Source organism: Allobosea sp. FG18 (assembly GCF_057809495.1).
Genome location: NZ_JBMDKB010000041.1, coordinates 1 through 22933, shown reverse-complemented (window position 1 = coordinate 22933; position 22933 = coordinate 1). Strand labels below are relative to the sequence as shown.

Here is a 22933-nt window from a genome sequence, read left to right as displayed (position 1 = left end):
CCCCCCGCCGCTAGGGGATGAGAGGGAGAGAAGCAGTCCTTGGTTCGATAGCGACACGCCGAGAAACCCAATTGCAGTCCATCCTCTTTCCCGCCCGTGGAGGAAAGCCACAATCCTTTGTGAATAGCGTGGATCCTAGAATCGATGGTTTGATACTGGCAGTCGCCTGGATTATTCCTTGTGCCTCAGAATCCCACGGCTGACCGAGGTCGTCTCATGCGTGCGCTCTCTCTCCTGATTGCCCTGGCTGCCGCGGTTCCGGCGCTTGCCGAGGACGCCTCGATCGCGTCTCACCGCGCGACCTATTCCATGACGGACGAGTCGGGATCGCCGACCGGTCGCATGGAGGTCGAGCTGCTTGGCGACGCCTGCCGTGGCTACGCGATGCTCCGGCGCCTGGAGATCGACAACGACTTCGGGAAGGTCGTGCGCACGTCCGCGACCTGGGAATCCGCCGACGGCAAATCCTATTCCTTCAACGATACGCTCGAACAGGACGGGACCGAGATCAAAAGCTTCCGTGGCAAGGCCGAGCGGGAGAATGACGCAACGGTCGTCCGCATCGTAGCTCCGGAGGAGCAGAGGGCGGAGCTCCCGGCCAATGTTCTCTTCCCGATTAGCCGCACCAAGGAGCTGCGTTCCGCGATCGGCATCAGCGGGCCCGGAGCGATCATGAAGAGCATGCCAGCCTATCTGGGCGCGCCCGGATTCGGCACGAAGGCGGCGCAGGTATCCACCATCGTTCAGCCGCGGCGGCCGGATCCGGGCGATCTTGGCGCGCTCCAGGGGCTGAAATCCTGGCACACTCGCGAGGCTTTCTTTGTCGGTGAGGCATTTCAGGATGCCGGCCCATCGTTCGAGATGAAGGCGACGGAGTTCGAAAACGGCGTCGTCGCCGGCTTCGAGGTGATCGAAGGTGAGCGGGTCAGCCGAGGCCGTATCGAGAAGCTCGAACTCATCCCTGCCCAGCCTTGCAAAGGCTGACCGCTAGCCTGTGAATGACTGCCGGGGTCCACTTCAGCCGGCCTCGGCGCCGCCCTAGAATCTGACGGTCGCTTCGAGGAATTTTGATGCTGGACTATGTTTTTGGGATCGCCGGGGCTCTCGTCCCTTTCCTGGTCGCGTTCGCAATTCTCGTGACGGTCCATGAGTATGGCCACTTTATCGCGGGCAAAACCCTCGGAACGCGCCCGACACATTTCGCAGTGGGCCTGGGGAAAGTCCTGTGGTCGCGCCAGGATCGCGACGGCTGCGAATGGCAGCTGCGAGCCATTCCGATCGGGGGTTTCGTTCGGTTCCTGGGCGACCGTGATGGCACGGGGATGGTCTCGGCAACAGACATGCCAGACAACGCGAAGCCAGACCCAAAATCCCCCTACCTGCTTCGCCGCCCACCGCTGCATCGTGCGATCGTCCTGGCTGCGGGCCCGGGCGCCAATCTGCTTCTCGGTTTCCTCGTTATCGCCTCTCTCTATGTGGGATTCGGCCGGCCCGTCGTCCCCCCCGTGGTGCGGGAGGTCGTAGCCGGCGGCGCCGCGGAACAGGCTGGAATTCGTCCAGGGGACCGCTTTCTGAGCGTGAATGGTGTTCGTACCCACAGCTTCGGCGACATCTTCTCGGAAATTTCGCTGCGCCTGGACGAGCCCGCCGTCGCTCGGATTGCTCGGGGAACCGAGGAGCTTACGATCAGGGTTCAGCCGCGTGTCGAGCGCATCACCGGCATTGGGGGGACACAGTCTATCGGCCGGATTGGGATCGTGTCGGGTGATCCCGTCCACGAGACGGTGGGCCCGATCGATGCCCTCATCTATGGCGCCGGCGACGTCTGGAAGCAGACACGGGCCTTTGTGATCGCGGTGAAGCAGCTGTTCATCGGCACAAGGCCGATCTCAGAGGTCGGCGGCCCGATCAAGATGGCGGAAGTGACATCTCAGGCGATCAGCGACGGTATCGCCAACTTCGTCTTCATCATCGCCGCCTTCTCCATCAACCTGGCGGTCGTGAACCTTGTGCCGCTGCCGGTTCTGGACGGTGGTCAGCTGCTGATCTGCGCGATCGAGGGTATCGTCAGACGTCCGCTGAATGCCAAGTTCCTTGTCGGCATTCAGGCTGTTGGGGTCGTCCTGCTGCTTGCGCTCATGACGACCCTCACGATCAATGACCTATGGGCCTTGTTCAGCAAGGCCTGAGGCGCCTTAGCGGCGCCAGGCAGCGCGCGAGCGATCGTAGCGGGCGTTGCCCTTGATATCGCGGCTGCTGCGATAGCGGCGGCCGCTGTCCACGGAGGCCTCGCCGGTGCGATAGTGCTTCACGTTGGCAAAGCTGTTCTCCACGGGCGGGATGTAAGCTCCCACCGGGATGCGCTCCTTTGGCGGCGCGCTCAGCGGATAGCGCCCATCGATCATACGGGGAAACCCCGCCTCGAACTGCTCGGTGGTGGTTGCGTAGCGGCCGTATTCCCCGGCCTGTGCCATCGACGGAATGGCGCTCAGCGTCGCGAGGGCCAGGAGGGTGATGATGCGCTTCATGAATCGCTCCGCGGAAAACTTCAGAAAGTGTCCGCGAGAAACGGTGGACGGTCAAGAAACGCAGTAGCGGTTCTTGGTTGACGGCCGCAGGAGGCTCTCCCTACCTTCTCCGTTAGGCGATCGAGGGAAGAATCCTTGTCGCTCCGGAGCTTTGCCATGACCGAAGAAAGCGACATCTCCCTCGCGATCGAGCGCGATGAAATGATGCGGGATCGCCAGATCCGCAACATCCAGGCGTCTCTCGCGGTAGAGCCTGGATTGGGCGAGCAGCGCGACTGCGCGATCTGCGGCGACGAGATCCCGGCCGCCCGTATCAAGGCCCTTCCAAGCGCGACCCGCTGCGTGAATTGCCAGCAGATGGCGGAACGTCGGTGAAGGGAACCCTGCAGAGCAAAGCCGCAAACAATGCCCGCGGTATGCGCAGCGCTGCTGAGCACATGCATTTCGCCGAGCTCGTCGACCATGCGCAAGGGTTCGTGCTCGACGACGCCACCGTGGTCGAGCTGCAGGCATGCGTCGACTCTCAGACCGCATCAATCGAACGAAATATCGATCTGATTTCCGTTCCGGAGAACGGGTATTGGATCGAGTTCCAGGACGCGCCACGCCGGGAAGAGGGCAGCGAGGCGCTCTATGGTGCCGCTCACCCGGAGCGCGTCGGCGTCCTCGTCTGTCCCGATCCGTCGGAGCCGGACAAGCTCGTCATGATGACGGCCTGGGAGTTTGCCGACGGATCGTGCCGCCACTCATACGCCGCGGTCGCGCTGAAGCCGAGCCAGTTGCGGGTTCACGCCCTGCTGGCGCGAAAGATCTACGGACGCGGCTGGACCGAATGCCTGGCCAGGCTCACGAACCTGGCGACAGTCTACTTTCCTCCACAGTTGCTGGACGAGCTTAGGGCAATGGCTGAGCTGGAAGATGCGAGCGAGGCGGACATCGCGGCGGCAATGCAGACGGCGCAGCGTGACGTGGTCATGGAGCTGCCGTTCACCCTTGCTGCTCTCTTGATGCTCACCGTCGCCGAGGCGCCAGCCGCTTACGACCAAGGGGGGACAGCAGGCTGGCGTGCGAGGTTGGCTTCCCTCTTTCGAGGGAAGGGCTTTGTCCGATCGGGCGTGGAGCGACCGCGGCTTGTCTACCGGCCGGCAGGTGTCAGACGCGCAGCGCCGGCGAATAGCTCGGGGCCAGCGCCTGAACGATATCAGCCATCTCAGGCAGCTTCCTGAACTCCTCGAGGCTGAGCTTCCGCAGTCGCTTGCCCATCAAGGGCTCCCAGGCGCGCAGTGCGCTTTCGACGATCTCCAGGTCCTTCCGATCGTACCCACAACGGATCTCGATCTCGTCGGTGGGGCGGGTGCGATTGGACAGGTAGCTCATGATGCCGCCGTGGTTGAGCGGAATGCGGCCAGCCTCGACCTCGCCCTTGAACCAGGCGAACGCGGCGACGGCCTTCTTCGGGGGTGTGCCGTTGCCTTGTCCATGGTGCTGGCGCACGGAAAGTTCGGGGACGCCCTCGTTGACGCGGCCGATCTCGACGGTCGACAGCGAGACCGCGTCAAAGCCGTCCCCCTGTTCACGCATCGACAGGATGTGGCAGTCCCCCGCCTTCGCACGGGTGTCATAGCCGCCGACGCAGTGATTGAGCCGTTTGCCTTCCTCGCGAAGCTCACGCTTGTCCGTTAGTGGAACGATCTGGATTCCGTTCGGTGCGATCCAAACGTCGCAGAGCGGCGCCCAGCCATCAGCTGCTACGGCCTTGATCTCGCCGCGCGCGATCTCCGGCTCGTCATCGGTTCCGATAGCCGCCAGAATCGTCGTCACGCGCGAATGCCAATCCCGCTGCAGCTCGAACGCGGCCGGTAGCGCCTTCTTGGCGAGAAGAAGACGAATGGCCGCGTCGGTCGCAAGCCTGAGGCTTTCCGGACCAAGATAGGCCTCGTCCTCCGTTGAGCGGGACATGGCGATCGGCAGGACAACCTGGTCGCGGAAGGAGCGAACCATGTCGATGACACCGTTCGCGGCGCGCTGAAGCCCTTCCTGGCTCTCGTCAGGCACTGGCTGCCAGGATGTCTTCTGGTCCTCCGGAAGGTCCAGTGGCGGCTGGGTCGGAGCAGCCGCTTTGGCGGCGCGGGCTCGCAGATCAGCCCATTGCCCCTTCGCCCCCTCCAGCAGTGAGGCGATCCCATCCGGCATCTCAACGTACAGTGGCCGAAGCGCGCCCTCGACGATGTCGAGCAGGGCGTCGAATTCCGCGCGCTTCGTAGGGAACCAGTCCGGCGGCGCGGCCGAGAGCATCTCGACCAGAACCTTCGGGGCCGTACCGCGGTCATTCCAGTCGAGCTTGTCCAGGCGGCGCAGGAGGCTACGGGAGAGCTTCGGTACGCCGATATCGGTTTCGCCATAGGCGCGCATCAGCGCGTCATTCAGCGACTTCTTCATGTCGATGGCGAGCTTCAGCGTCGGCTTTACCGCAAGATCCTGCGCCAGGAGCGGGTAGGCCTCGGCCGCCTGGAGGCGGACATCCGCGCGCGCCGGGTTGGCATAGAATGCGTATGCCGGCTGGTGGAACACGCTCACGGCGCGCAGCGCTCGTAGAACCCGGGGGTCGAGCTTGGCCGCAATCGTCTCGATATGCGCCGCCTTGAGCTGGGCAGCGCCTACCGCGAGGATCGTCTCGTCCGGGATATTCGACTCGGGGAAGCGCACGGTGAAGCTTGCGTGAAGCTGCTTGGCGTAACCCGAGATGCCACCACGCAGGCCAAACCAGTCGAGGGCTTCCGACAGCGGAAATTCCCGCTCGCGAGCCGCCGCTGCTCCCTCGAACGAGGAGAAGGGATCGGGATTGAGTACCCGAACCGTTCGACGGACGGCACGGAGCTCGCCGGCGCCGGTCACGCTGAGATAGCTCACGGTTCCCGGAACGCCGGTGGCGTCCAAGGAAGCTGCCTCGACGCCGCCGTCAGGTGTCGCGCGGGTGGCGATGGGCATCTGACCGAGCAGAATTACGAGTTGCTCGCGCATGGCCTTGCTATGGCTCGTCATCTTGGCCTCACCGGATCATAGCGGGAGCGGGAGCGGACTTCTTGCTCTTGCTCATTCTCTGCATGCGCTCCTGCGCCCATTTCCGGTTGGTCCCGTTAGCGAAGAGCGACGCGCCTGCGCGATAGAGCGCATCGACCACCTCAGCGACCTCATCGGCCTGGATCAGGACATTGGCCGCTCCGTTCTTCTCCAGGCTCGGATCGCGTCGGGCGAAATCGTTGATGGTTGGCACGTCATAGACGAAGCCGTATTTGCGCGAGTTGCGCGGCGGCAGACGGAGCCTGACACCGGTGCCTTCCGGAGTGAGTGCGATCAGCTTGTCCGAAAGGGACGGCGAGCCGACAAGCTCGATGCCATCCGCAACAGCCTCCTGGGCCATCTTGCTGTCGGTCATGCCGACAGGGAAGTTCAGGTCGCGGTGGTTCTTGTTCGTCACCAAGATGCCGCGATGGAAGGAGCCGGCGGAATCCTTGTACGTGACCAGGCGCCCGAGGTTGTGCTCGGTGTTGTAGCGCATGCCACGGTACAAATTGTTGGTCAGGAGCGTCACAGGATGGAGGTTGAGCGCCTCGGCATCCTCGAATGCCTTCAGCAGCTTCTCATAGTCGTTCGACTCCAGCCCTGGCTTTACCGCGAACCTGGAATCATTGAGGAGCGTGCCGAGGCGCATCGAGCGCGGACGCTGATCGCCCGGAACCACGAATTCGACGCCGTAGGTGCTCGCGACGTGCTCATAGCCGCGCGGCGGATACTCGATCCGGGTGACAACGCCCGTGACGGCGATCTCGTCGACGCTGTAGGTGACCTGAACGCCGGGCTTGATCTTCTCCAGGCCCGTGATCAGGCGATCGATGGCGTCCTTGCGCCGTGAAACCTCCTTGTGGCCGCGAGCCAGCGCCTCTGCAACTGTCATGTTCGCCGGCAGGTAGGGCCGCAGGATCTCTTCGAGATCATTCTGGAGCCGTTCGATGCAAGCGAAGGCCCGGCCGGAGGCCATTTCGCCAATCTGGATGCGCTCCAGGAGGCCGTCTGTCTTGATCGGCGTGCCGACGCGCTCCAGCGCACCGGTCACCGCATAGAGCGGCTCGTGGAAAAGCGAGTCGACCTCTTCCGACTCGACGCCGTCGAAGCTCTTCGTCTCCTTGATGTGGACGATGCCGGGCAACTCGTGCGTCTTCAACGGCGTCTGGCCGCGCGCCTCAAGCTCCTCGATCGCCGCATGGAACTCGGCGGTCAGCTCGTTGCAGACGCGCTCCTGCAGCGAGACTGGCAGCATGATCAGCCGCGCCAGGATCTCGTTCGCCGTGCGCTTGTTGTCGGAGACCTCCGTCTCTTCACCACGAACTGACTTCTCAACCTTGAGGCGGGTGCGCTGCTTGAGGCTGGACCGCAATTTGTCCGAGGACTCCATCTCGATCTTCAGGTTGTCTTTGGCGCCGAGCTGGATTTCGTCGACCTTGAAGCCGAGGCGACGCATCAGCTCCGGACGGGCTTCGGCGTAGCGCGAGCACACGATATCGCCGACCGGATTGATGAGGTCGGGGATATCGCGAACCAGGATCGCGGCGTCGCGATTGGAGGTCGTGTTCGCAGAAAGGCGACGGAGCTTGGCGTTCTCCATGGCGGCCAGGCGCATCTCGATCGGCAGACCCGACAGGAACGAGATGATCTCCGGATCCTCGACCTGGTCGTACCGGTTGACGCGACCATGGCCCTGGATTTTGCGCAGGATGTCCGCAGGCGCCTGCAGTTCGAGCAGAACGCGCGGGCGCTGATCGTCGAAACGGGAGCCAGCGTGAAGATCGATGCCGGTGGCGCCGGCGCTATTGATAATCACAGCGTCGAGATCGCCAGAATTGAACGAGTTCTTGACGACAGTCGGGTTGGATGCCGGGCGCCGCATGACGCGACCGCCGCGGATCTCCAGGGTGCGGCCGGTGATCTCGTCACAGGTGAAGCCCGTTTCGTTGATGCGACGCTTGACCTCGTCCACGGCGCTGGCGGGGATGTCAGGAAGGTTCTCGATCAGGCGGCGGATGCGATCACTGATGGCCTTGAGCTCGGGATAGTCCGCCGTGAGGTCGCGCACCGCACCATTCTGGGTGTTGAGCGTCCGCTGACCCATCTTCCGCAGAATGCGATGAAACAGAGCGCGGAAGTCAGCGACGACGGCGCCATCGACCTCGATGTCCTGTTCGGCCAGCTCTTCGAGCAGGCTCTGGACCGTGTTCTCGACGACGATGACGGGCTTGCGGTTATTCTGCAGCGCGTCGATCGCCTGCTCGACGACGATATCGATCTTCAGGGCCGCAACGAAGAGCCGCGAAATTGTATAGAGCGGGCTGCCGTAACCAGAGCGGAAGGCCTGATGAACGGGCCCAGCTTCGCCCTCCGGCGCATTGGCGCGAGCATTGCGCTCGTCCTGAACAGTCTGGTCGCAGGATGCGGCGAACCTGACGAACTCGCCCAGGATGGGCGCGACCGCATCCATGTACGAGCGGTTCCTGTCAAAGCGCTGGGTGTCGACGACCGTGCGATAGGTGACACGCGAGAGGTCGAACTCCCGACGGATCATAACGCCGTCCTGGACGAGCATCGCCGACAGGATTTCCTGGAAGGTCTCGCCACCGCGCTGCATCATGAGCGCCATCTCGCCGTCGAGAAGCCCTTCGGGGAGGAGCTTCCAATAGAGATCCATGTGCTCGGCCGTCTTCGCGAAGGTCGCGGAGGAGAAGACGACACCGCCGCACTTATCGACGGCAGCCTTGATGTTCTTGCCGACGTTCGATGTCGAGGCGGCCGCGTTGTGGCACTCGTCGAGAACGAGCTTCGTCTCGGCGTCGATCACACCGCGAAGCCAGGCGGACTTCCGTTTTGTGAGGTCGCCCTCGGTCGTGCTCTGACCTTCGACGACTTCGCGATTGAACTGGCTGTAGGTCCCGAGGATCAGGTTGACGCTCGCAGGCCAGGCGCCGGAATCGAGCATGGCGTCGACATCCTCGCGCGCCGCGCCGCGCATGACGACCTTCTTGGTCGCCTCGTCGATGATCGAGACCGAGTCGTTGAGCACCATCGGCAGGAAGTGCGCTGCGGACTCGGTGTGAACGATGTCACGCCAGATGTCGGAGAGGTTCTGCTGGCGCTCGGTCAGGAACATCACCCGCTCGCCGCGCATCGCTGCTCGGCGCAGGATGGCGGCAAGGGTGCGGCCTTTGCCGACGCCGGTCTGGTCGGCGATCAGGAAGCCGCGCTCGCGCTCGTCTGCATGGAGGTAGAGGGCCAGGGCGTCAATCTGTTCCGGCGAGAAGATCCGAGCCAGATCATCCTTCGAATAGCCGAACTCGGCGGCGACGAAGGAGTCGACGTCGCCATGCTGACGGACGACGCGAGCCAAGGCTTCTCGGGTCGCGGCTTCGAGATTGCGGGGGACCATGGTCGACGGGTTCCCGACCCGTGACGCGCTCGCATAGGGCACCTGGAACGAATTGATCGACTTGGGATCAGCATCGCCCTTCAGCTCGACATTCGCCGCGGCGGCAAGCCGGGAACGATCCGCCTCACGGGCGCGGTTCGAGACGATCTCTGCCGTCCAGGTCCAGAGCGAGGTCCAGTCGTGGATCGGGCGCGGCGAGGGAGGCAGCGCATCCTCGGACGGCTCGGAACGCCGGCCCGCGATGGCGAGCATGATCCGGCCCGAAAGGTCGGGATGCCCACCCCAGAGGCCGCCATCGATCGTGGACTCGGCTTCGAAGCGCCATTCGCGAGCAATCTGATCGCGGATGGCGGCAAGCTTCGCCTCTTCCTGATCGTTCTTCGGGGAATCGAGAACGATCACACCAACGCCGTCGGTCCCGATCTTGCCGAGCTGGGGAATGATCGCGGAGTGATTGCTGCCGACATCGGCGAACAGGCCGCGCGCGTCGGAGGACTGGAGGCCGCCCTTGCGGAACTCGATATCCTTCAAACCGCGGACGGCAGCCACCGCTCGCAGCGCAGCAGCATGCTTCTCCGAGTCAGCTCGAATTTCGAACTTGGCGCCCTTCGGCATATGCGACAGCAGATAACCCGGGCCTGCGTCGTCGATCGCAATCGTTCGATCGGTCAGCGCCGGGTCGAGACCGAGGATGCGCTGGGAAGCGACGGCCATCGGACCGGCGACAAAGGCTCCGTTCGTGTCGTGGAGGCAGGGGAGGGCCTCATGCATCTTCGACGCGGTGATGAAGGCATCTCCCAGCGTGGTGCCGCCCCGCTTGGCGAGGTGCCGGCCGAGCGCCGCGGTCACCGCATCGGTAAACTCGGCTACCGGCCCCTGGTGCCCGATCGTGGAAATGAAGCGCTGCAGATCTGCAGCGTGTTGGACGCGCCCACGCGCAGCCTGCTCAACGAAAGCCTCAGCGCAGATAGCGAGGGACTCGGCGTCCGGTGCACGCAGAAAGAGACCGGGCGTCGTGCCGTCTCGCTCGGAGACGGCCATACCGCGGGTGTCCTTGATATAGCGCTCACCATTGAGCTCGTAGACTTCCTGAACGAAGCGATTGAAGCCGAGCGGATGACCGCCCGATAGAACGCGCGCCGGCACGCCCTTGGTGGCCGCTGCATCCTGGGGTCGATCGACGGGCTTGTCCGCTGCGTGGCTCGCAGCGAGATCGACATAGTGCCGTTCGAGCTCGTAGGTGTCCGCCTTCGCCTTCGGGAAGAAGGGGCGGAACGCATCCACCGAAATCTTCTCGGTCAGGACGCCATTGTCGTCGAACTTGGCTACCTTGAAGAGCAGCTTCTTGTTCGTCTGGTGGGGCTTGAAACCAAGCTTGTTCGCCGGAGTGTGCAGGTCGCGAACGATATTGGATTCACCGAGCAACACGAGGTTCGAGACGCCGCTGAACGAGCGGACCAGCTTGAGCTGGAGGCCGTACTCAGAGAGATCTACCCAAGGCTGATTGATCATGGATTCAGGCTCGAAGATTCGTGTCGCACCAAGGAATTGACACCGTCATTCTCGGAATGATCCTCGAAACCCACAAACCCGAAAGCGTCATGACTCACGCAAATTTTGCTCCTGAGGCGAAAGTCCGCAAAGTCCATCCGGATGCGAAGCTTCCATCCTATAAGACCGCAGGCGCCATTGGCGCCGACCTGTTTTTGTTCGATCCCGAAGGAAAGATCACGGAGGTCGGTCACCAGGTTGTTCGTCTGCCGACCGGAATCGCTCTGACGCCGCCTGCAGGCTTCTACGCCCATGTAGCCCCTCGCTCCGGCCTGGGCAACGAAGGGCTTCATCTCGTCGCCGAGATCGTCGATCCGGACTATACCGGAGAGGTGATGGTTGCTGCGATCGTCGCGCCCGGGCACCCGCCGATCAAGATCAAGTCTGGCGACCGAATTGCGCAGTTGGTCTTCCTGCGTTCGAACCAGGTCGCCTTCGCTGAAGTCGCCCACCTGGACGAAACAGATCGCGGGGCCGGCGGCTTCGGATCCACCGGCCGATCGGCCTGATCAGGGCGACGGGACCGGCTCCGCCGGCGCCGCAGCGGCGAGCGCGCCCTGCCAGTCCAGCTTCAGGATAGCCGCGACGGGAGCCACGTCCTCCACGCCCAGAGACTTTTTCATCTCGACGAGCTGATCGCGTTCCGACTCGTCCGGCTGCTGGCCGGTCGCGCTGAGCTGCTTGGACTTCACCGCAAGCTCTTCGATGCGCAGGTCCAGCACCTTCAGAGCACGGTTGTAATCCTCGAAGGCCTGATCGGTGAGGGCAGACTCGGGATCGACAGCGTAGATACGGTTGCGATGCTCGTCCTCGTAGCTCGCGTCGAAGCCTTCGATGCCGAAAAGCACGTAGGTTGCTTCCTCATCGCAGCGATCGTCGAACGTCCAGTCGGCGTTCGCCATGACACGGACCTCATGGCCCGTCTCGCGGGCAATCGCAGCTGCAATGCGCTGGTAATCCGGGAACGCCCCGTAGTCGCCGATGCGGGTGAATGCGACGACGCCGGGCACAGTCGACTCCAGGATGTCGGCGGTGTGGCCATAGCGTTCGAGAATGGATGAGATGGTGTCCTCGACAGCAAAGCGATCGAAATTCGCTTTGGCTTCGATGACGTCGAAGGTCTGGATATCGGTCATAGCGTGGCTCTCATGGTTGGTCAGAAACGGGAACCCGGGACGCTGGGAGCGGAAGGCTCGGTGGGATGCTGAGACGGCATCTTCTTGATGAGCGCGGCCTCAAGCGCGTGGAGAACGCTCTTCATTTCCGGCTGACGCATCAGCCAGGCGTGCGCTGACGGCGCCCCTTCGCGATCGGCACGGTCACGGATGCGAAGATATAGACCGTTCGCCCGCCCCGTGGTGCGAGCAAGGGGCACGGCGCGCCAGTTCACGACAATTTCCTCGCCTTCACGTTCAACCCGGCCGGAAGGGCCAACAAGCAATCGGGTTGGATTCGAAAGGGCGACGCGGGAGAGCTGCTCGAACCACTCGCTGATCTCCCGATCGAGGGCCGCGTGCTCTTTCTCGAAGTGGCGTTCCCGCGAAGCGGTTGCATCTTCAATGATCTTTGCCGAAGCATCGAGCCATTTGATGACGGTTTCCAGCAGCCGCGGGTTGCCATATCGTCCGACTTGAAGCTCTGAATTCGACGATTGGAGCTCGGCCGGTGCGAGAGCCGTGAAATAGATCTCGGCTGGTTCGTTCAGACGGCCAGACGCCCGAACAAGGGTTGCGGGATCCAGCTCGATATGGCGCTTGTCCATGCCGAGAGCGTAGAAAAAGGGTGTCAGGATCCGGTTGTCGACGCGATTGAGCAAGCGAATGCTTCGCGGCGAGAGCTCGCGGATATCCACGGGCATCGTGATCCCGTTCACCTTCAAAACGACGATGGGCGCACTTCGCGACTGCATCGATTCCTCGCTTTCCGAGGCTATGAAGGGATCCTTTCAGGAAAGCCACAAGCACGGTGGATGAGGGGAAACTTCGCGATGCGAATATCGTCGCCGACAGGCATAATCGCGCCGATCAAGAATTGAGGATTCTCTCCTTTGAGAAATTGGGGCGCAGCTGTTCTGCTTGGGATTGCGATGCTGTTCGCGCCGGACGCGCGGGCGGAAGGCTGGACCTTGCTGTGCACCGATAAGGGGCGAACGGTTCACCTGGAGCGATATGCCGGTGATGTCCCCGCAGGTGCGGCGGAGACTGCCCTGCATCGCAATCCCGGCGCAACCTGCATCACCCTTGCACCAACCGATACGAATGCCCCGGCAGCCTTGCTCGCGCCTGACCCGGGCGTGGCAGTCAGCACCGACGTGTCGACCGATCCGCAGATCGGGCTTGGCGCAGCCCTGCGGGTGCTTCGCGGAGAGGCGATTGGGACGGCCGAAAGCGTCACCGAAGCGCGCCCCACGTCCTCCGACCCGAAATCGATGCGCCCGAAGTCGGCGAATTGGGTTCGTCTCGCGATCTACCGGTCGAAGGACCCGATGGACGCGCTGGCGGACTGGCAACGCATCTTGATCGCCGAGCCGCATCTTGCCTATCTCGTCCCTTCGGTGACCCAGACCAATGACGGGTGGCTGATGCTAAGCGCCGGCCCGATCACCGACACGATCGAACGGGATGGGCTTTGCCTTGCAGCCGGACACCTTGATCTCGACTGCATCCGCGGTGAAGAAGAGGCGGTGAGTGCCCCGCACGAGGCGAAGGCAGCCGCGATTGCGCTGGCAAAGACCTGGCCCGCTTTGGTGAAAAGCTGGAACCCGCCCGCGGAGTGTCGGCTCGTTCCAGGGATCGAGCGCGAAGCAGAGGTCTATCAGCCAGGACGAAGACAGGGTCTCAGCTGCTGGCGCACACCGTTTGACCCACCAGAGGCTGTGGTTGACATCGCATCACTTGCCCCGGCTATGCCGCCGCCGGAGCCGGTGGCAAAACCATCCCTTGCCAAGCCCCGCATCGCCAAGTCAGCTGCGCCGAAGTCGAGGCCGAAGCTCATGGTGCCATCCGCCCCACCGTTGCAGATTGGTCTCCCGCCCAAATCCGCAGCCGCGGCGCCATTTCGGGTAGCCAATTAGCTCGATCGAACGGGCCTCAGATTGCCTTGCGTCGCCGGCGGCGCCAAAAAGGACAGGCGACTCGACGTCTAAACCGCCCGAGAGCAGCCTGGCCAGAAATCGCTGGAGTACGAAATGCCGCTTAACATCGACCCCACCCCGCGCAATCGGAAGGAGACGGGACTGGCGGTTCTCCAGATCCAGGTCGAGCACGCGGATGGCATCTTGGAGTTCAATCCGACGAGTTCGCTGATGACCGGGATCCAAACTCCGGAGGCCATCCTCGATCTGAAGCCAATTCCAGAGCTCAAAAGTTTGATCACCGGCGGACCCGCAATCATCTATCGAAGCGACGATCTGGAGATCCCGCTGACGCAGGAAGAGACGCTTCGCCTTATGCTGACCGCACTCCGGCCGAAAGAATACGAGGCGATCGCGACCCGCTATGGTGATGCGTACGAGTGGCACGACGATTTTTATGACTCAGCGACCGGAGATGCACTTCAGTCTCGTGAAATCTACATGCAGCAGGCCAAGCTCCAGCGGGAGCTTGGCGACAGCGCAGATGTGCAGATCGTCGAGAAAGACGATTACACCCAGGAGCTCATCGTGATCAGAAAGCCGGATGGCGACGATCAGCGGGGCCCGAAACTGTGATGGGGTACGTCTGAGAGCTCACGATCGACGAGATCTAGCTCGTGAGTCAGCGACAGCAGCTTGCTGATCGTCTCGGGCTTCATGCGAACGAAGGTGCCGCTCGGCGTGTAGCCCTGACCAATCTCTTCGAGGACAGCGGCGAAACCCCCAATCACAGCCTTTAGTCGCGGGCTATCCTCTGGACCCACCCGTGACAGAATCGCTCGCAGTCGCTCCTGGATGACACCGAGGCCGGCGGCCTTCATCAGCTCCAGGTGCCGAGGCTTCGAGCTGGGCTTCAGGCCGGGCCGTGGAGAAGAAGGCGTGGAGCTAGGGCCATCAGGGGCCTCCTCGTCAGGGGCCTCTCCCTTCAACTTCCGTTCCAGATCCGGATCGACATACTTCCGGGCGAAATCGTTCGGGACGTTGTCGACGCCGTGGAAGTAGCCGTCAGGGCTCGAAGGGTCGGCGTCAGGAGGCCCGAGCTCGCCGGGCTGGGGAACCAGGCTCAGAACCGCTTCCGCCCGGACACCGGGGCCGCCCGCCCGAAGCTCATCTACGAGCCGGCTGATGTCGATTTCAGAGCCCGGCGCCCGGATCATGGCAACGAGAGCGCCGGTAGGATCCTTCGACTGTCCTGTAACCCGGTCGAATTCCGAGAGAGCCTCGCCAATGGCTTTGAGAACGGCCTTGTGGTGGCGCGGCTCCGCGCCGAGACGCCAAAGGCCTGCGTCAGAGAGGTAGAGCTTCAAGCCGCGAGCGGCTTGAACGACCGCGAGCGCGGGTGCGAGCAAGGCAGGTCTCCAGAAGCTTGCTAGGAGCAAGAATCATGAGGATAATTCTGGACTGACACAAGGATTGAATCGTTTGCTCCGGCTCGCCCTCCCTGCAATCATCGGCGTCTCGATGATCGGCGCCGTAGCTCTGGCACAGGACCAGGGCCCGGCCCGGGCGGGATCGCAATGGAGCACAGAAGAGTACGACAAGGCCTGTGCGCCGCTTTTGAAGACCAGCGCCGGAGACACCCGGCTGAACCTGCTCCAGTTCAAGACGGTCTTCGGCAAGCCGGCCATCCGCTGGGCGGAAAAAGACTACCAGCAGGTGATCGACCTCGCACGAGCCTGCCATGGCTACTCGAAGCAGGGTGCCATGGTGGACGGCAATAACTGGCGAGCGATGATCGAAGGTGCGCGAGACAAGGTCCTCCCTGTGGCTGAGCGTTCGATCCAGGTCGACGAGTTCGCGTCCGGCCTTGCGAAGGATGCGATCAAATTCCCGCAGTGCTCGCAGCTGCTGGAATTCGAAATCGACCCGGTCAGCATGAAGGACTCGTCTGCCGAGATGTTCGGTCAGAGCTTCATGCTTATGAGCGACAAGGACCTGAATGCGGCCATCCAGTATGTCAACGAGTGTCTCCTTTTCGTCCCGGACTACGCACAGGCCGTGAAGGGTTGGCGTGAGGCGCAGGGCAAAGAGCATCTTAACAAGATCATGGACAAGCCGCTGATCATCTTGAAGCGCCGGCTGGAGTGGCGCGATTGGGAAAAGCGGCCGTCAGACCTCATCGTTCAGGACGAGTCGGGCGCTGTGATTCCGCCGACGATGACCTCGCGCACGACCCGAGAGATGATCCTACGGTTCAACAAGGCGGCCGCTCTCATCCGGCGCTTCACTCCGGAGACGATTTCGATCTTGGTGAAGCTCGCTGATGACGTCACGATGGAATCGAAGAACGCCTACGACATCGCCTACGCGGAGGCTGTCAGGCGCCGTGTTCAGGATGAAATCTTCCGCCGTCCCTGAGAATCGCAAGCGCAATCCTTGTGGGAGTCGCATGCTCCCACTACCGTTTTGGCGCTCACCTTCCGGAGTGCCCGATGAATCGCTTTCTCGTTGCCCTTTTTGCTCTGCTTCTTCCGGGGCTGGCCTTCGCGCAGGACCTGACGGGGACGGCTCAGCGCGCGGTCGAGTCCCTTGAGAAGATGTCCGGCCTCCCGATTGTCTTCCTGGAGCGCACCGGTGATGACCCGGGGCAGTTCTGGTACCGCGCGATGCAGAAGCTCTGCACAAAGACCGGGGACAACTGGTGTGACGACGACCTGACGTCGCTGCGTGACACCACCAACCCGATCGGTTGGTCGCGGGTTCTGACCTATCGCACGCCACAGGGGGCCGAGAAGAAGGTCTGCGTTATCCTGCCGCCCAACACCGGCGTCTCGGCCGGCTACGTTGCCACGGGGCTTTCGGGTGGCAACATCTATTCCTGGCAGGAGCTCCCCACGAGCGCCGAGGCCGAGACATTCCTCACCCTGATGCACGGCGCCAACTGCCTCAACACCTCTGAGGATCAGCAGCAGGCAAAACGCGCAGACGCTTTCGCAGCCATGACGCTCGCCTTGATCCAGGGCGACGGCGCCTTCGTCTCCGCACGGGACGTCACGCCCGCGCGCAAGTTCGCCCTCTATCGCTTCGGCGAGTCGACGCGCTGGGCTGTCAATGTCGCCGAGCGCATTCTTCTCGACCAGTGGAAAGGTGAAGCGGTCGCGGCTCTCTCAGCCCGCAACCGATGTGACGCGAAAGCCGTCGCCTCCCAGAACCTCGCAATCGACTCGCTCCAGCGAGATATGACGCTGCCGCAAGGCGAAGACTGCGTCAGCACCACGGGTGGCGCCGCCAAGGGGACAGTGACGGACGGGAACCTGTGGCTCTGGACCAATGGCCAGCCTGGGTCCAATGCCCCGGTCCTCGGAATGCCGCCGGAGCCCTATTCCGCCTTCAAGGGCTTCCAGAGCTTCGATGCGGGCATCAGCTACGCCTTCAAAACCGCTGAGACGATCGCGTCCCAGCGGTGAGCTTTCCCTGGCGCACGCCAGTGATTGCATCAGAGGCTCGGACGGGCCTCAGCCAGGGATAGGTTGCTGTCGACGTCATCCAGAAGCGCCTTAGCTTGGTCGCGGACCACCGTCGCCGCGGCCAGGACACGCTCGGCATCTTCGATCTCGCCATCACGGATAGCCACGAGCTCGGCCAGCATCGCTTTCCGAATGCGGAGCGCAAACGTCGGATCTTCGGAAAACGCGCTCTCGATCGTGTCCTTGACGAAACCGCGAACCCGCCGGTCGAGCTTCTCGTCGTGCAAACGAGTGCTCTTGAAGTCGGTACCGGTCGCGAAGTCGTAAAGCGTCACCGACTTCGGCGATGCCATCTCTGGACTGGATGCATCCGGAATGATGGCGTGAACCAGCCAGCCAACGGATCGCCCGTCAGGCAACTGCAGCGCCGGCCGATCATCGCCGACAGGGGTGAGCTTGCCGACAGCGAAGACGCACCGCAGCCCGGAAGGGATAGCGCTCTTTTCTGAAACGTCGAGATGGAAGCTGAGATGAACCTCGCCCAGCTCCGTCTTCAGAGCGAGATCCTCCGTCCGGAACGAGTAAGGGTCCTGCATGATCCAGGGGCTCTGCCCGAGCTGCAGCGAGCCGAACGGCGTGTCGATCGACGGAAGTGGATTGGATTCGGTCATTCTTAGCTCCTGAGTTTCAGAAGCCTCGGATCCTTTTTCGCAAGGATCAACCAGCCTTAGCGATAAGCTGTCCGAACGCGCTTCAGTGTGGCCCGTTCCGGCCAATCCGTGATCAGCTGATGAAACACTGCCTCGTCGTAGTTGCTGTAGGCGTAGAGGAAGGCCGTCGTGATTGCCCGGAAATCCTCGAACTGCGTCTTCTCGGCCAGGCTGCCGCCGGCGCTTGGCCCAATGGGGAGATTTCGCCGCGCCTGCGGGAACCAAGCAAGATGCTTGTTGCCCGGCGCCGAGCGATTGAAGGCATCGAGGCGCTGCTCGGCTGTCTGGCCCGTGAAGTCGGCATCGAGGCCCGCCTGGGCGACCATGAACGGCTTGGAGACGCCGCCCCAGCTGTCTTCGGTCAAACCCATCACACCGACGCCCTGCGGAGAAAACATCATGCCCGCGTACCAACGCGGATCGATGAACTTGAGGGGCTTGCCCATATCGGCAACCACCTTCGCCCCGAGGAGAAGCTGGACGACGTAGGCGCCGAACTCGTGGCCGATGATGATCGGCCGCTCAGTGTTAACGGAGTAGCCGATGACCTTCTGGATCCGGTCGACGTGCTCCAGCGGAAGTCGGCAAGCCTCGCAGCGCCCGTCCCAGGCCAAGGCGTCGTTCAGGACGCGATCGACATCCCAGGATGATCCGCCCTTGGCTTCCGCGCGTCTCGCAAGCAGCCCACGCATGAAGATGCTGTCGTCATGCACCGGCGCCGCGACAACGAAGCCGTGCGAAGCCCAATGCTGCAGAAGCGGCCGGTAGACCAGCGGATCGGTGAGAGCGCCATGCGAGAACACCACCAGCCGCCCAGTCTTCACCCCGCGCGGGGCGTGAACGACGACGCGAGCGGCTTCGTAGGGGACAATGAAGGGCTCGCTATGGGGGTTCCAAGGGCCGTTCTGACCGAAGGCATACCAATGGGGATCCTCGCCGGGGATCGGCGACCGGCGCATGACCAAGTTTTCCTCCGCACGCAAGCTGCCGGGGAGAACCGAGGCGGCAAGCGCTGCAAGGACAGTCCTTCGATTGGTGCCGTGAATCATGAATCGCCGAGCCAATTGTTCTGGGAAGAGCGTCGGCCGGATATGGCATCCCGTCAACCGACCGAGCACCCGAACAGGGCCCTGCGGGTTCAGACATTTCGCGGGATACGGTTCACTCGGAGTCCATATCTCGCTTGTATAACAGGCGCTTCCGGAACAGGATGTTTGCTGTTTCGCGAGGTCGAGATGCTCGTTGGTCGTGAAGATCTCTATCAGCTCCTTGGGTTGAATTCGCTTGTCGATATCGCGGCAGGCGAGCCCGGTGGCTTCGAACTCATCCTTGAAGATGGCCACCGGCGCGCAACGCTCACGCTCAACGGCGCGAACATCCAGGCCGACCTGGTCGAACTGAGCGGCGATGACGCCTCAACGATCGTGATCACCCTGTCTGGAGAATACGACGAGAAGGCCGACAGCTTCGCGCTGTCCGGCGAGGACGCGTCGGGGCAGAGCAGCGATCCGACGGATCCGAGGGGTGTCGCATCAGCCTGGCGCCGCATGACCTACGGAATGCAGGCTGCGGAGCGACCCAACTGAAGGTCACAGCTGCTCGGCGACTCAGCGTGGGCTTGTCCGTTTCAGCAAGGGCGGCGAGGGTGCTCTGCCGCCCTTGGAGATCCAAATGAAGGCCTGCCTTGTTGACTTCACGGCCAAGAAAAATCTGGTCGTTCCCTGGATGCTCTTCGATTCAATCGAGGAGGCGGTGGCTCAGCGAGTGATCGGGCATCCGTCATGGCCGCATAACATCTGCGAAATCGATGAGACCAATCCGGTTGCTCACGTCCTGACGCGGCGCGCCGCGGCGAGCAGTCGTAATAGTCCCTATCGAAGCGAGACTGTTTCCGCGTTCAAGGCACGGGGGCCAATTCGACCCTATTACGAGATCGCCGCGGAACTAGGTGCGGCGGGTCCAAAACCGTGAGCGAGGCACCGAAGCCGGCCGTCGCGATGATGCTCGGCGAGTTCGACGCCGTGATCGAGCAAAACGACGAGCTGCGAGACGGGGGCGGAGTGATCTTGGCGCCGGCGCAGCGGCACTTCGGTGTCATGCCTGAGAACGCAGGGGATATCGACCTCGATAGCATGGAGGCAGACCGCCCAGGCGAAGGGTGGGGATCCAAGATCCTCCAGTTGGCTTGCGACCTGGCCGACAAGCATGGGCTATCGATCTACGTGCGTGCGCACGCCTCCTCAGAGGACGATCACGACCTTCCCGACATGCAGGGCCGCCTCGAGGGCTTCTATGCGAAGCATGGGTTCGCGATGACCGGCAGTTGGGGAGCGTCAGACATGCTTCGCAAGCCGAAGCCCTTCGATCATGAGGCCGAGGCAAGGCTCACGGCCTGGACGGCGCCGGTCAGCCTTTCGCCTATCTGATCCCGAAAGCGGCGACCTCCGCGACACTCTCTGGATCGAATTCACGCTTCAGCATCGCCGGGACTGCCTGACACCGTGCCGTGACATCGGCGACGACAATGTCGAGGCGCGGCGAGTCGGCTGCTGTTCCCCTCATCGTCTCACGCAAGGCCGCCGCCTTCGCGGGCATAAGCGCCGCCATCGAAGACAGGAGCTTGCGAACCGCCGCCGGCTGGAAGCCGCACTCGGCCGCGAACCGATCCCAGTGGTCGCCCGTGAGTTTGGTCGGGTCGTGCTCACCACCAACGCTCATCGTGAGATAGGGCGACAGCCGCTTGTAATCGGCCACAAAGGCACGCTGGCAGGACACGTCGTAGAGTGGGGCCAAGCTCGTCTTCCCGGCTCTATGTAGTAGAGACAGGTTCTTGGCGTGCCCATCGCTGTTCGCGACCAGGTAGGTGTAGAAGGCCCGGCTCAAAAGCTCCAGCCGCGCGCCGGCACGATCATCGACATGGTCGAGCAACTGGAAAGCATCCTTCCACCCGGGCCCGCCGCGGGCTTCGAACTTCGCAGCAGGCATGAGCGAAAGCGCCTGACAGAAGTCCTCTTGGTGGATCCGGCGCAGCCGCTTTTGATCGCCGGTCTGGGTGACCACGCGATCGTAGCGTGAGACCAGCATGAAGGGGATCCCCTCCGCGGTCATGATCCTCGATCGAGGCACCTTCATCCCGAGCTCCCCGGCAAGGCGGACTGCGAAGTGTTCGACCTTGATGGAGTCTTTCAGGATCGAGATATCCGTCTTCAGGATGTGGCTCGACGGGTAACCGTTCTTGGGGAGGCCGATGACGCCATCGACGACGATGACCGCTGCCTTGTCATTGACCCCGGCCAACGAGATCAGGTGGTTGTCACCGTCTTCATCGATGAAGAGTGGGCGAACAGGCAGATCCCGGATCAGCTCAGCCAGGCGCTTTTCGTCGAGGGGATCGAACTCTTCCGGAACATCCTCCTCGCGAATGACAGAGGCGTCAGCCGGGACAACGGACACCGAGCCCGCACAGTCCCGCCCAATCCCAGCAAGCAAAGAGAAGTCGTCGGCTCCGCTGATGTGGAGGATCTCACCGAGCCTTTGGCGATGGCTGGTGGATTCAGGAAGCAGGCCAGCAAAAAACGGGTGCGCCATGTCGTCACCGAAAGGCTCGACCCGAACAGGCAAGGCGACGGACAGAGCCTGGCGAGCGACGCCGGTCTGCGCAACCCACTCCGGAAGATACTGAAGCTCCAGCTGACCATCGCGGCGGCTTCGCAGCTCAGCGCACGGTTGCCCGTTGATGCGGACCGAGAGGCGACCGATCACTTCGTCACGGGCTTTCATCGCATTCCCCTCGGAGCGTAGGCATCGCCCTCGTCGCCGAAGCCATAGCCGTCATCGACATCGAGCTCGACTTCCTTAGGTTCCGGCGCCGGATCATCAGGAAGCTGGGCAAGAGCGCCGCGCCGCTTGGCTGCAATACGGCGAGCCAGGGCGAGCTCCGATGCATCCGGTGCCTCGTCGACACCGTCGGCAACGAGCTCGAACCCAAGGTCGCCGGCGTCGCGAGCAAGATCGGCGAGCGAACGCCCAGGGCCGGTGCGCGGCTCAAGGCGCAAACCGAGCGCCGCCGCCTCAGCCATCAGATTTTTGACGTTCGGCTGGCCCGCCCGCGCCGGCTGCAGGACGAGCTCAAGGCCGAGCTGGTGCATGATCCGCATGAGGTTGGAGAGGCCAGGATCGCGATCGCTCACCCCACCCTCCACCGTCATCAGCGTCTTTCGGTTGATCCCGGCCGCTAAAGCGAGATCATCCTGGCGAAGCCCCCGCTCGACACGGGCCGCCTTTACAGCGGCTGCCAGACTCGCAATGTCGGTCACTCGAACGGGTCGCATTAAAGTCCCTCATTGAGGACATTTGGATCGAAAGCGCCGGAATGCCTGCTCATGTCCCGGATAAGGGACATAGCATGCAGGCGCTCCAGCTTCAACTGTCAATGTCCCGGATATGGGACATTGAGCGATATGTGCGGCCGAAACCTCCAGATGTCCGCAATCGAGGACATTACATCCGAGGCGCCGTCGGGGAGAACCGCGGCGGGTTGTCGCCGACCGAGGTCAAGAGTTCGTTGAAGAGGTCCTCACCGAAAGCAGTATGGAAGCTCGCGAGCGAGCTCTGGATCGTCGCGTAGATGCGCTCTCCCTCGCGGACCTTCTGGACCGATCCCTCATAACCGAGGTCCGAGAGGAACGAGTCCCGATCAATGCCGTCAACGCTGGAGAAGTCGCTCTGAAGACACTCCAAGATGTCGCCTTTGGACGGCTTCTGATCGCGCCCCATAGAAAATGGGGTTGAGAACGACCCACCACCGGCGCTCCGGAAGGTGCAATCCCAATGATAGCGCCGATGACCGGATTCCATCGTGCTTCCGCGGGAGACCACCTCCAGCTTGATGCCGTGGGTCGCACAGAAGCCTTCGAACGTCTTCGGATCCAGGCTCGGCTCCGGGCGCGATTCCACCCGGTACGAAGGCCTGGCCAACGCCGCGCGGGCCGCTTCCGCTCGTGCTGCCCAAACTGGAGCACACTTTTCGAGGGCATACTGACGAACGGCGTCGCGGAAGACCTTGTAGGTCAGAATGCGTATTCCGATGAAGCCGGCCATTGATTCCGAAACGAAGCCGGCCACCTGTT

23 protein-coding genes are annotated in these 22933 nt (G+C 62.7%); 12 read left to right on the top strand and 11 right to left on the bottom strand.

What is annotated here, in order from left to right; all coding sequences use genetic code 11:
- Positions 1–216 precede the first annotated feature (216 nt).
- Together ACODTJ_RS27510 and ACODTJ_RS27505 are read left to right on the top strand one after the other, a co-directional pair.
- Positions 217–984 (top strand): EipB family protein, encoded by a 768-nt coding sequence (locus ACODTJ_RS27510; protein WP_488851207.1) that lies wholly within the window; start codon positions 217–219, stop codon positions 982–984.
- A gap of 86 nt (positions 985–1070) precedes the next feature.
- Positions 1071–2189, top strand: coding sequence for a M50 family metallopeptidase (locus ACODTJ_RS27505; protein WP_488851205.1), 1119 nt, complete (start codon positions 1071–1073; stop codon positions 2187–2189).
- A gap of 6 nt (positions 2190–2195) precedes the next feature.
- Here ACODTJ_RS27505 and ACODTJ_RS27500 read toward each other — a convergent pair whose 3' ends face one another.
- A complete protein-coding gene (locus ACODTJ_RS27500) occupies positions 2196–2528 on the bottom strand; it encodes a hypothetical protein (protein ID WP_488851203.1) in 333 nt (110 codons plus the stop codon).
- A 135-nt stretch (positions 2529–2663) separates the two neighbouring features.
- Between ACODTJ_RS27500 and ACODTJ_RS27495 the strand changes: the two genes are divergently transcribed.
- On the top strand, positions 2664–2903 hold the full coding sequence (locus ACODTJ_RS27495; protein ID WP_488851201.1) for a TraR/DksA C4-type zinc finger protein: 240 nt from the start codon (positions 2664–2666) through the stop codon (positions 2901–2903).
- The gene (locus tag ACODTJ_RS27490) at positions 2900–3754 is read left to right on the top strand and encodes a hypothetical protein (RefSeq protein WP_488851199.1); all 855 of its coding nucleotides are present in this window, start codon (positions 2900–2902) and stop codon (positions 3752–3754) included. The genes ACODTJ_RS27495 and ACODTJ_RS27490 overlap by 4 nt, the downstream gene beginning before the upstream one ends.
- Here ACODTJ_RS27490 and ACODTJ_RS27485 read toward each other — a convergent pair.
- The gene (locus tag ACODTJ_RS27485; protein WP_488851197.1) at positions 3681–5570 is read right to left on the bottom strand and encodes a PcfJ domain-containing protein; all 1890 of its coding nucleotides are present in this window, start codon (positions 5568–5570) and stop codon (positions 3681–3683) included. The genes ACODTJ_RS27490 and ACODTJ_RS27485 overlap by 74 nt on opposite strands.
- Positions 5571–5577: 7 nt before the next feature.
- The gene (locus tag ACODTJ_RS27480) at positions 5578–10515 is read right to left on the bottom strand and encodes a strawberry notch C-terminal domain-containing protein (RefSeq protein ID WP_488851195.1); all 4938 of its coding nucleotides are present in this window, start codon (positions 10513–10515) and stop codon (positions 5578–5580) included.
- Positions 10516–10571: 56 nt separating this feature from the next.
- Here ACODTJ_RS27480 and dut point away from each other — a divergent pair, with 56 nt between their 5' ends.
- Positions 10572–11063, top strand: coding sequence for a dUTP diphosphatase (gene dut / locus ACODTJ_RS27475; protein ID WP_488851193.1), 492 nt, complete (start codon positions 10572–10574; stop codon positions 11061–11063).
- Here the strand turns inward: dut and ACODTJ_RS27470 are convergent, their stop codons facing one another.
- Together ACODTJ_RS27470 and ACODTJ_RS27465 are read right to left on the bottom strand one after the other, a co-directional pair.
- On the bottom strand, positions 11064–11690 hold the full coding sequence (locus tag ACODTJ_RS27470; protein ID WP_488851191.1) for a hypothetical protein: 627 nt from the start codon (positions 11688–11690) through the stop codon (positions 11064–11066).
- A 20-nt stretch (positions 11691–11710) separates the two neighbouring features.
- On the bottom strand, positions 11711–12463 hold the full coding sequence (locus ACODTJ_RS27465) for a hypothetical protein (protein WP_488851189.1): 753 nt from the start codon (positions 12461–12463) through the stop codon (positions 11711–11713).
- Between the two features lie 177 nt (positions 12464–12640).
- On the opposite strand from ACODTJ_RS27465, the gene ACODTJ_RS27460 reads away from it, so the two are divergent.
- Positions 12641–13627, top strand: coding sequence for a hypothetical protein (locus ACODTJ_RS27460; RefSeq protein ID WP_488851187.1), 987 nt, complete (start codon positions 12641–12643; stop codon positions 13625–13627).
- A gap of 114 nt (positions 13628–13741) precedes the next feature.
- Entirely contained in the window at positions 13742–14263 is a 522-nt protein-coding gene (locus ACODTJ_RS27455) for a hypothetical protein (protein WP_488851185.1), read from the top strand.
- On the opposite strand, the gene ACODTJ_RS27450 is transcribed toward ACODTJ_RS27455, so the two are convergent.
- Positions 14242–15036, bottom strand: coding sequence for a hypothetical protein (locus tag ACODTJ_RS27450; protein WP_488851183.1), 795 nt, complete (start codon positions 15034–15036; stop codon positions 14242–14244). The two genes, ACODTJ_RS27455 and ACODTJ_RS27450, sit on opposite strands and share 22 nt — an antisense overlap.
- 112 nt (positions 15037–15148) lie before the next feature.
- Between ACODTJ_RS27450 and ACODTJ_RS27445 the strand changes: the two genes are divergently transcribed.
- Both ACODTJ_RS27445 and ACODTJ_RS27440 read left to right on the top strand, forming a co-directional pair.
- The gene (locus ACODTJ_RS27445; RefSeq protein WP_488851181.1) at positions 15149–16045 is read left to right on the top strand and encodes a hypothetical protein; all 897 of its coding nucleotides are present in this window, start codon (positions 15149–15151) and stop codon (positions 16043–16045) included.
- Between the two features lie 74 nt (positions 16046–16119).
- Positions 16120–17094: a hypothetical protein gene (locus ACODTJ_RS27440; RefSeq protein WP_488851179.1), complete on the top strand. Its 975-nt coding sequence runs from the start codon at positions 16120–16122 to the stop codon at positions 17092–17094.
- Between the two features lie 29 nt (positions 17095–17123).
- Here ACODTJ_RS27440 and ACODTJ_RS27435 read toward each other — a convergent pair whose 3' ends face one another.
- Positions 17124–17765 carry a hypothetical protein gene (locus ACODTJ_RS27435; protein ID WP_488851177.1) on the bottom strand — a complete coding sequence of 214 codons (642 nt, stop codon included), beginning with the start codon at positions 17763–17765 and terminating at the stop codon, positions 17124–17126.
- Positions 17766–17821: 56 nt separating this feature from the next.
- The gene (locus ACODTJ_RS27430; protein WP_488851175.1) at positions 17822–18910 is read right to left on the bottom strand and encodes an alpha/beta hydrolase family protein; all 1089 of its coding nucleotides are present in this window, start codon (positions 18908–18910) and stop codon (positions 17822–17824) included.
- 108 nt (positions 18911–19018) lie between these two features.
- Here ACODTJ_RS27430 and ACODTJ_RS27425 point away from each other — a divergent pair, with 108 nt between their 5' ends.
- From ACODTJ_RS27425 to ACODTJ_RS27415, 3 genes are all read left to right on the top strand, one after another.
- Positions 19019–19390 (top strand): hypothetical protein, encoded by a 372-nt coding sequence (locus ACODTJ_RS27425; RefSeq protein ID WP_488851173.1) that lies wholly within the window; start codon positions 19019–19021, stop codon positions 19388–19390.
- Positions 19391–19475: 85 nt separating this feature from the next.
- The gene (locus ACODTJ_RS27420; protein ID WP_488851171.1) at positions 19476–19775 is read left to right on the top strand and encodes a hypothetical protein; all 300 of its coding nucleotides are present in this window, start codon (positions 19476–19478) and stop codon (positions 19773–19775) included.
- Positions 19772–20230, top strand: a complete 459-nt coding sequence (locus tag ACODTJ_RS27415) for a hypothetical protein (RefSeq protein ID WP_488851169.1) — start codon at positions 19772–19774, stop codon at positions 20228–20230. The genes ACODTJ_RS27420 and ACODTJ_RS27415 overlap by 4 nt, the downstream gene beginning before the upstream one ends.
- Here the strand turns inward: ACODTJ_RS27415 and ACODTJ_RS27410 are convergent.
- From ACODTJ_RS27410 to ACODTJ_RS27400, 3 genes are all read right to left on the bottom strand, one after another.
- Positions 20223–21584, bottom strand: a complete 1362-nt coding sequence (locus ACODTJ_RS27410; RefSeq protein ID WP_488851166.1) for a type II toxin-antitoxin system HipA family toxin — start codon at positions 21582–21584, stop codon at positions 20223–20225. The two genes, ACODTJ_RS27415 and ACODTJ_RS27410, sit on opposite strands and share 8 nt — an antisense overlap.
- Positions 21581–22135: a helix-turn-helix transcriptional regulator gene (locus tag ACODTJ_RS27405; RefSeq protein WP_488851164.1), complete on the bottom strand. Its 555-nt coding sequence runs from the start codon at positions 22133–22135 to the stop codon at positions 21581–21583. The genes ACODTJ_RS27410 and ACODTJ_RS27405 overlap by 4 nt, the downstream gene beginning before the upstream one ends.
- Before the next feature lie 169 nt (positions 22136–22304).
- On the bottom strand, positions 22305–22933 hold a 629-nt coding region (locus ACODTJ_RS27400), incomplete at its 5' end, for a hypothetical protein (protein ID WP_488851162.1).

What these genes read in the sequence shown, in the direction of transcription:
- ACODTJ_RS27510 (WP_488851207.1), top strand. Translation starts at nt 217, where the DNA reads ATGCGTGCGCTCTCTCTCCTGATTGCCCTGGCTGCCGCGGTTCCGGCG.
- ACODTJ_RS27505 (WP_488851205.1), top strand. Translation starts at nt 1,071, where the DNA reads ATGCTGGACTATGTTTTTGGGATCGCCGGGGCTCTCGTCCCTTTCCTG.
- ACODTJ_RS27500 (WP_488851203.1), bottom strand. Translation starts at nt 2,528, where the DNA reads ATGAAGCGCATCATCACCCTCCTGGCCCTCGCGACGCTGAGCGCCATT.
- ACODTJ_RS27485 (WP_488851197.1), bottom strand. Translation starts at nt 5,570, where the DNA reads ATGACGAGCCATAGCAAGGCCATGCGCGAGCAACTCGTAATTCTGCTC.
- ACODTJ_RS27480 (WP_488851195.1), bottom strand. Translation starts at nt 10,515, where the DNA reads ATGATCAATCAGCCTTGGGTAGATCTCTCTGAGTACGGCCTCCAGCTC.
- dut (WP_488851193.1), top strand. Translation starts at nt 10,572, where the DNA reads ATGATCCTCGAAACCCACAAACCCGAAAGCGTCATGACTCACGCAAAT.
- ACODTJ_RS27470 (WP_488851191.1), bottom strand. Translation starts at nt 11,690, where the DNA reads ATGACCGATATCCAGACCTTCGACGTCATCGAAGCCAAAGCGAATTTC.
- ACODTJ_RS27465 (WP_488851189.1), bottom strand. Translation starts at nt 12,463, where the DNA reads ATGCAGTCGCGAAGTGCGCCCATCGTCGTTTTGAAGGTGAACGGGATC.
- ACODTJ_RS27460 (WP_488851187.1), top strand. Translation starts at nt 12,641, where the DNA reads ATGCTGTTCGCGCCGGACGCGCGGGCGGAAGGCTGGACCTTGCTGTGC.
- ACODTJ_RS27455 (WP_488851185.1), top strand. Translation starts at nt 13,742, where the DNA reads ATGCCGCTTAACATCGACCCCACCCCGCGCAATCGGAAGGAGACGGGA.
- ACODTJ_RS27445 (WP_488851181.1), top strand. Translation starts at nt 15,149, where the DNA reads ATGATCGGCGCCGTAGCTCTGGCACAGGACCAGGGCCCGGCCCGGGCG.
- ACODTJ_RS27440 (WP_488851179.1), top strand. Translation starts at nt 16,120, where the DNA reads ATGAATCGCTTTCTCGTTGCCCTTTTTGCTCTGCTTCTTCCGGGGCTG.
- ACODTJ_RS27435 (WP_488851177.1), bottom strand. Translation starts at nt 17,765, where the DNA reads ATGACCGAATCCAATCCACTTCCGTCGATCGACACGCCGTTCGGCTCG.
- ACODTJ_RS27420 (WP_488851171.1), top strand. Translation starts at nt 19,476, where the DNA reads ATGAAGGCCTGCCTTGTTGACTTCACGGCCAAGAAAAATCTGGTCGTT.
- ACODTJ_RS27410 (WP_488851166.1), bottom strand. Translation starts at nt 21,584, where the DNA reads ATGAAAGCCCGTGACGAAGTGATCGGTCGCCTCTCGGTCCGCATCAAC.
- ACODTJ_RS27405 (WP_488851164.1), bottom strand. Translation starts at nt 22,135, where the DNA reads ATGCGACCCGTTCGAGTGACCGACATTGCGAGTCTGGCAGCCGCTGTA.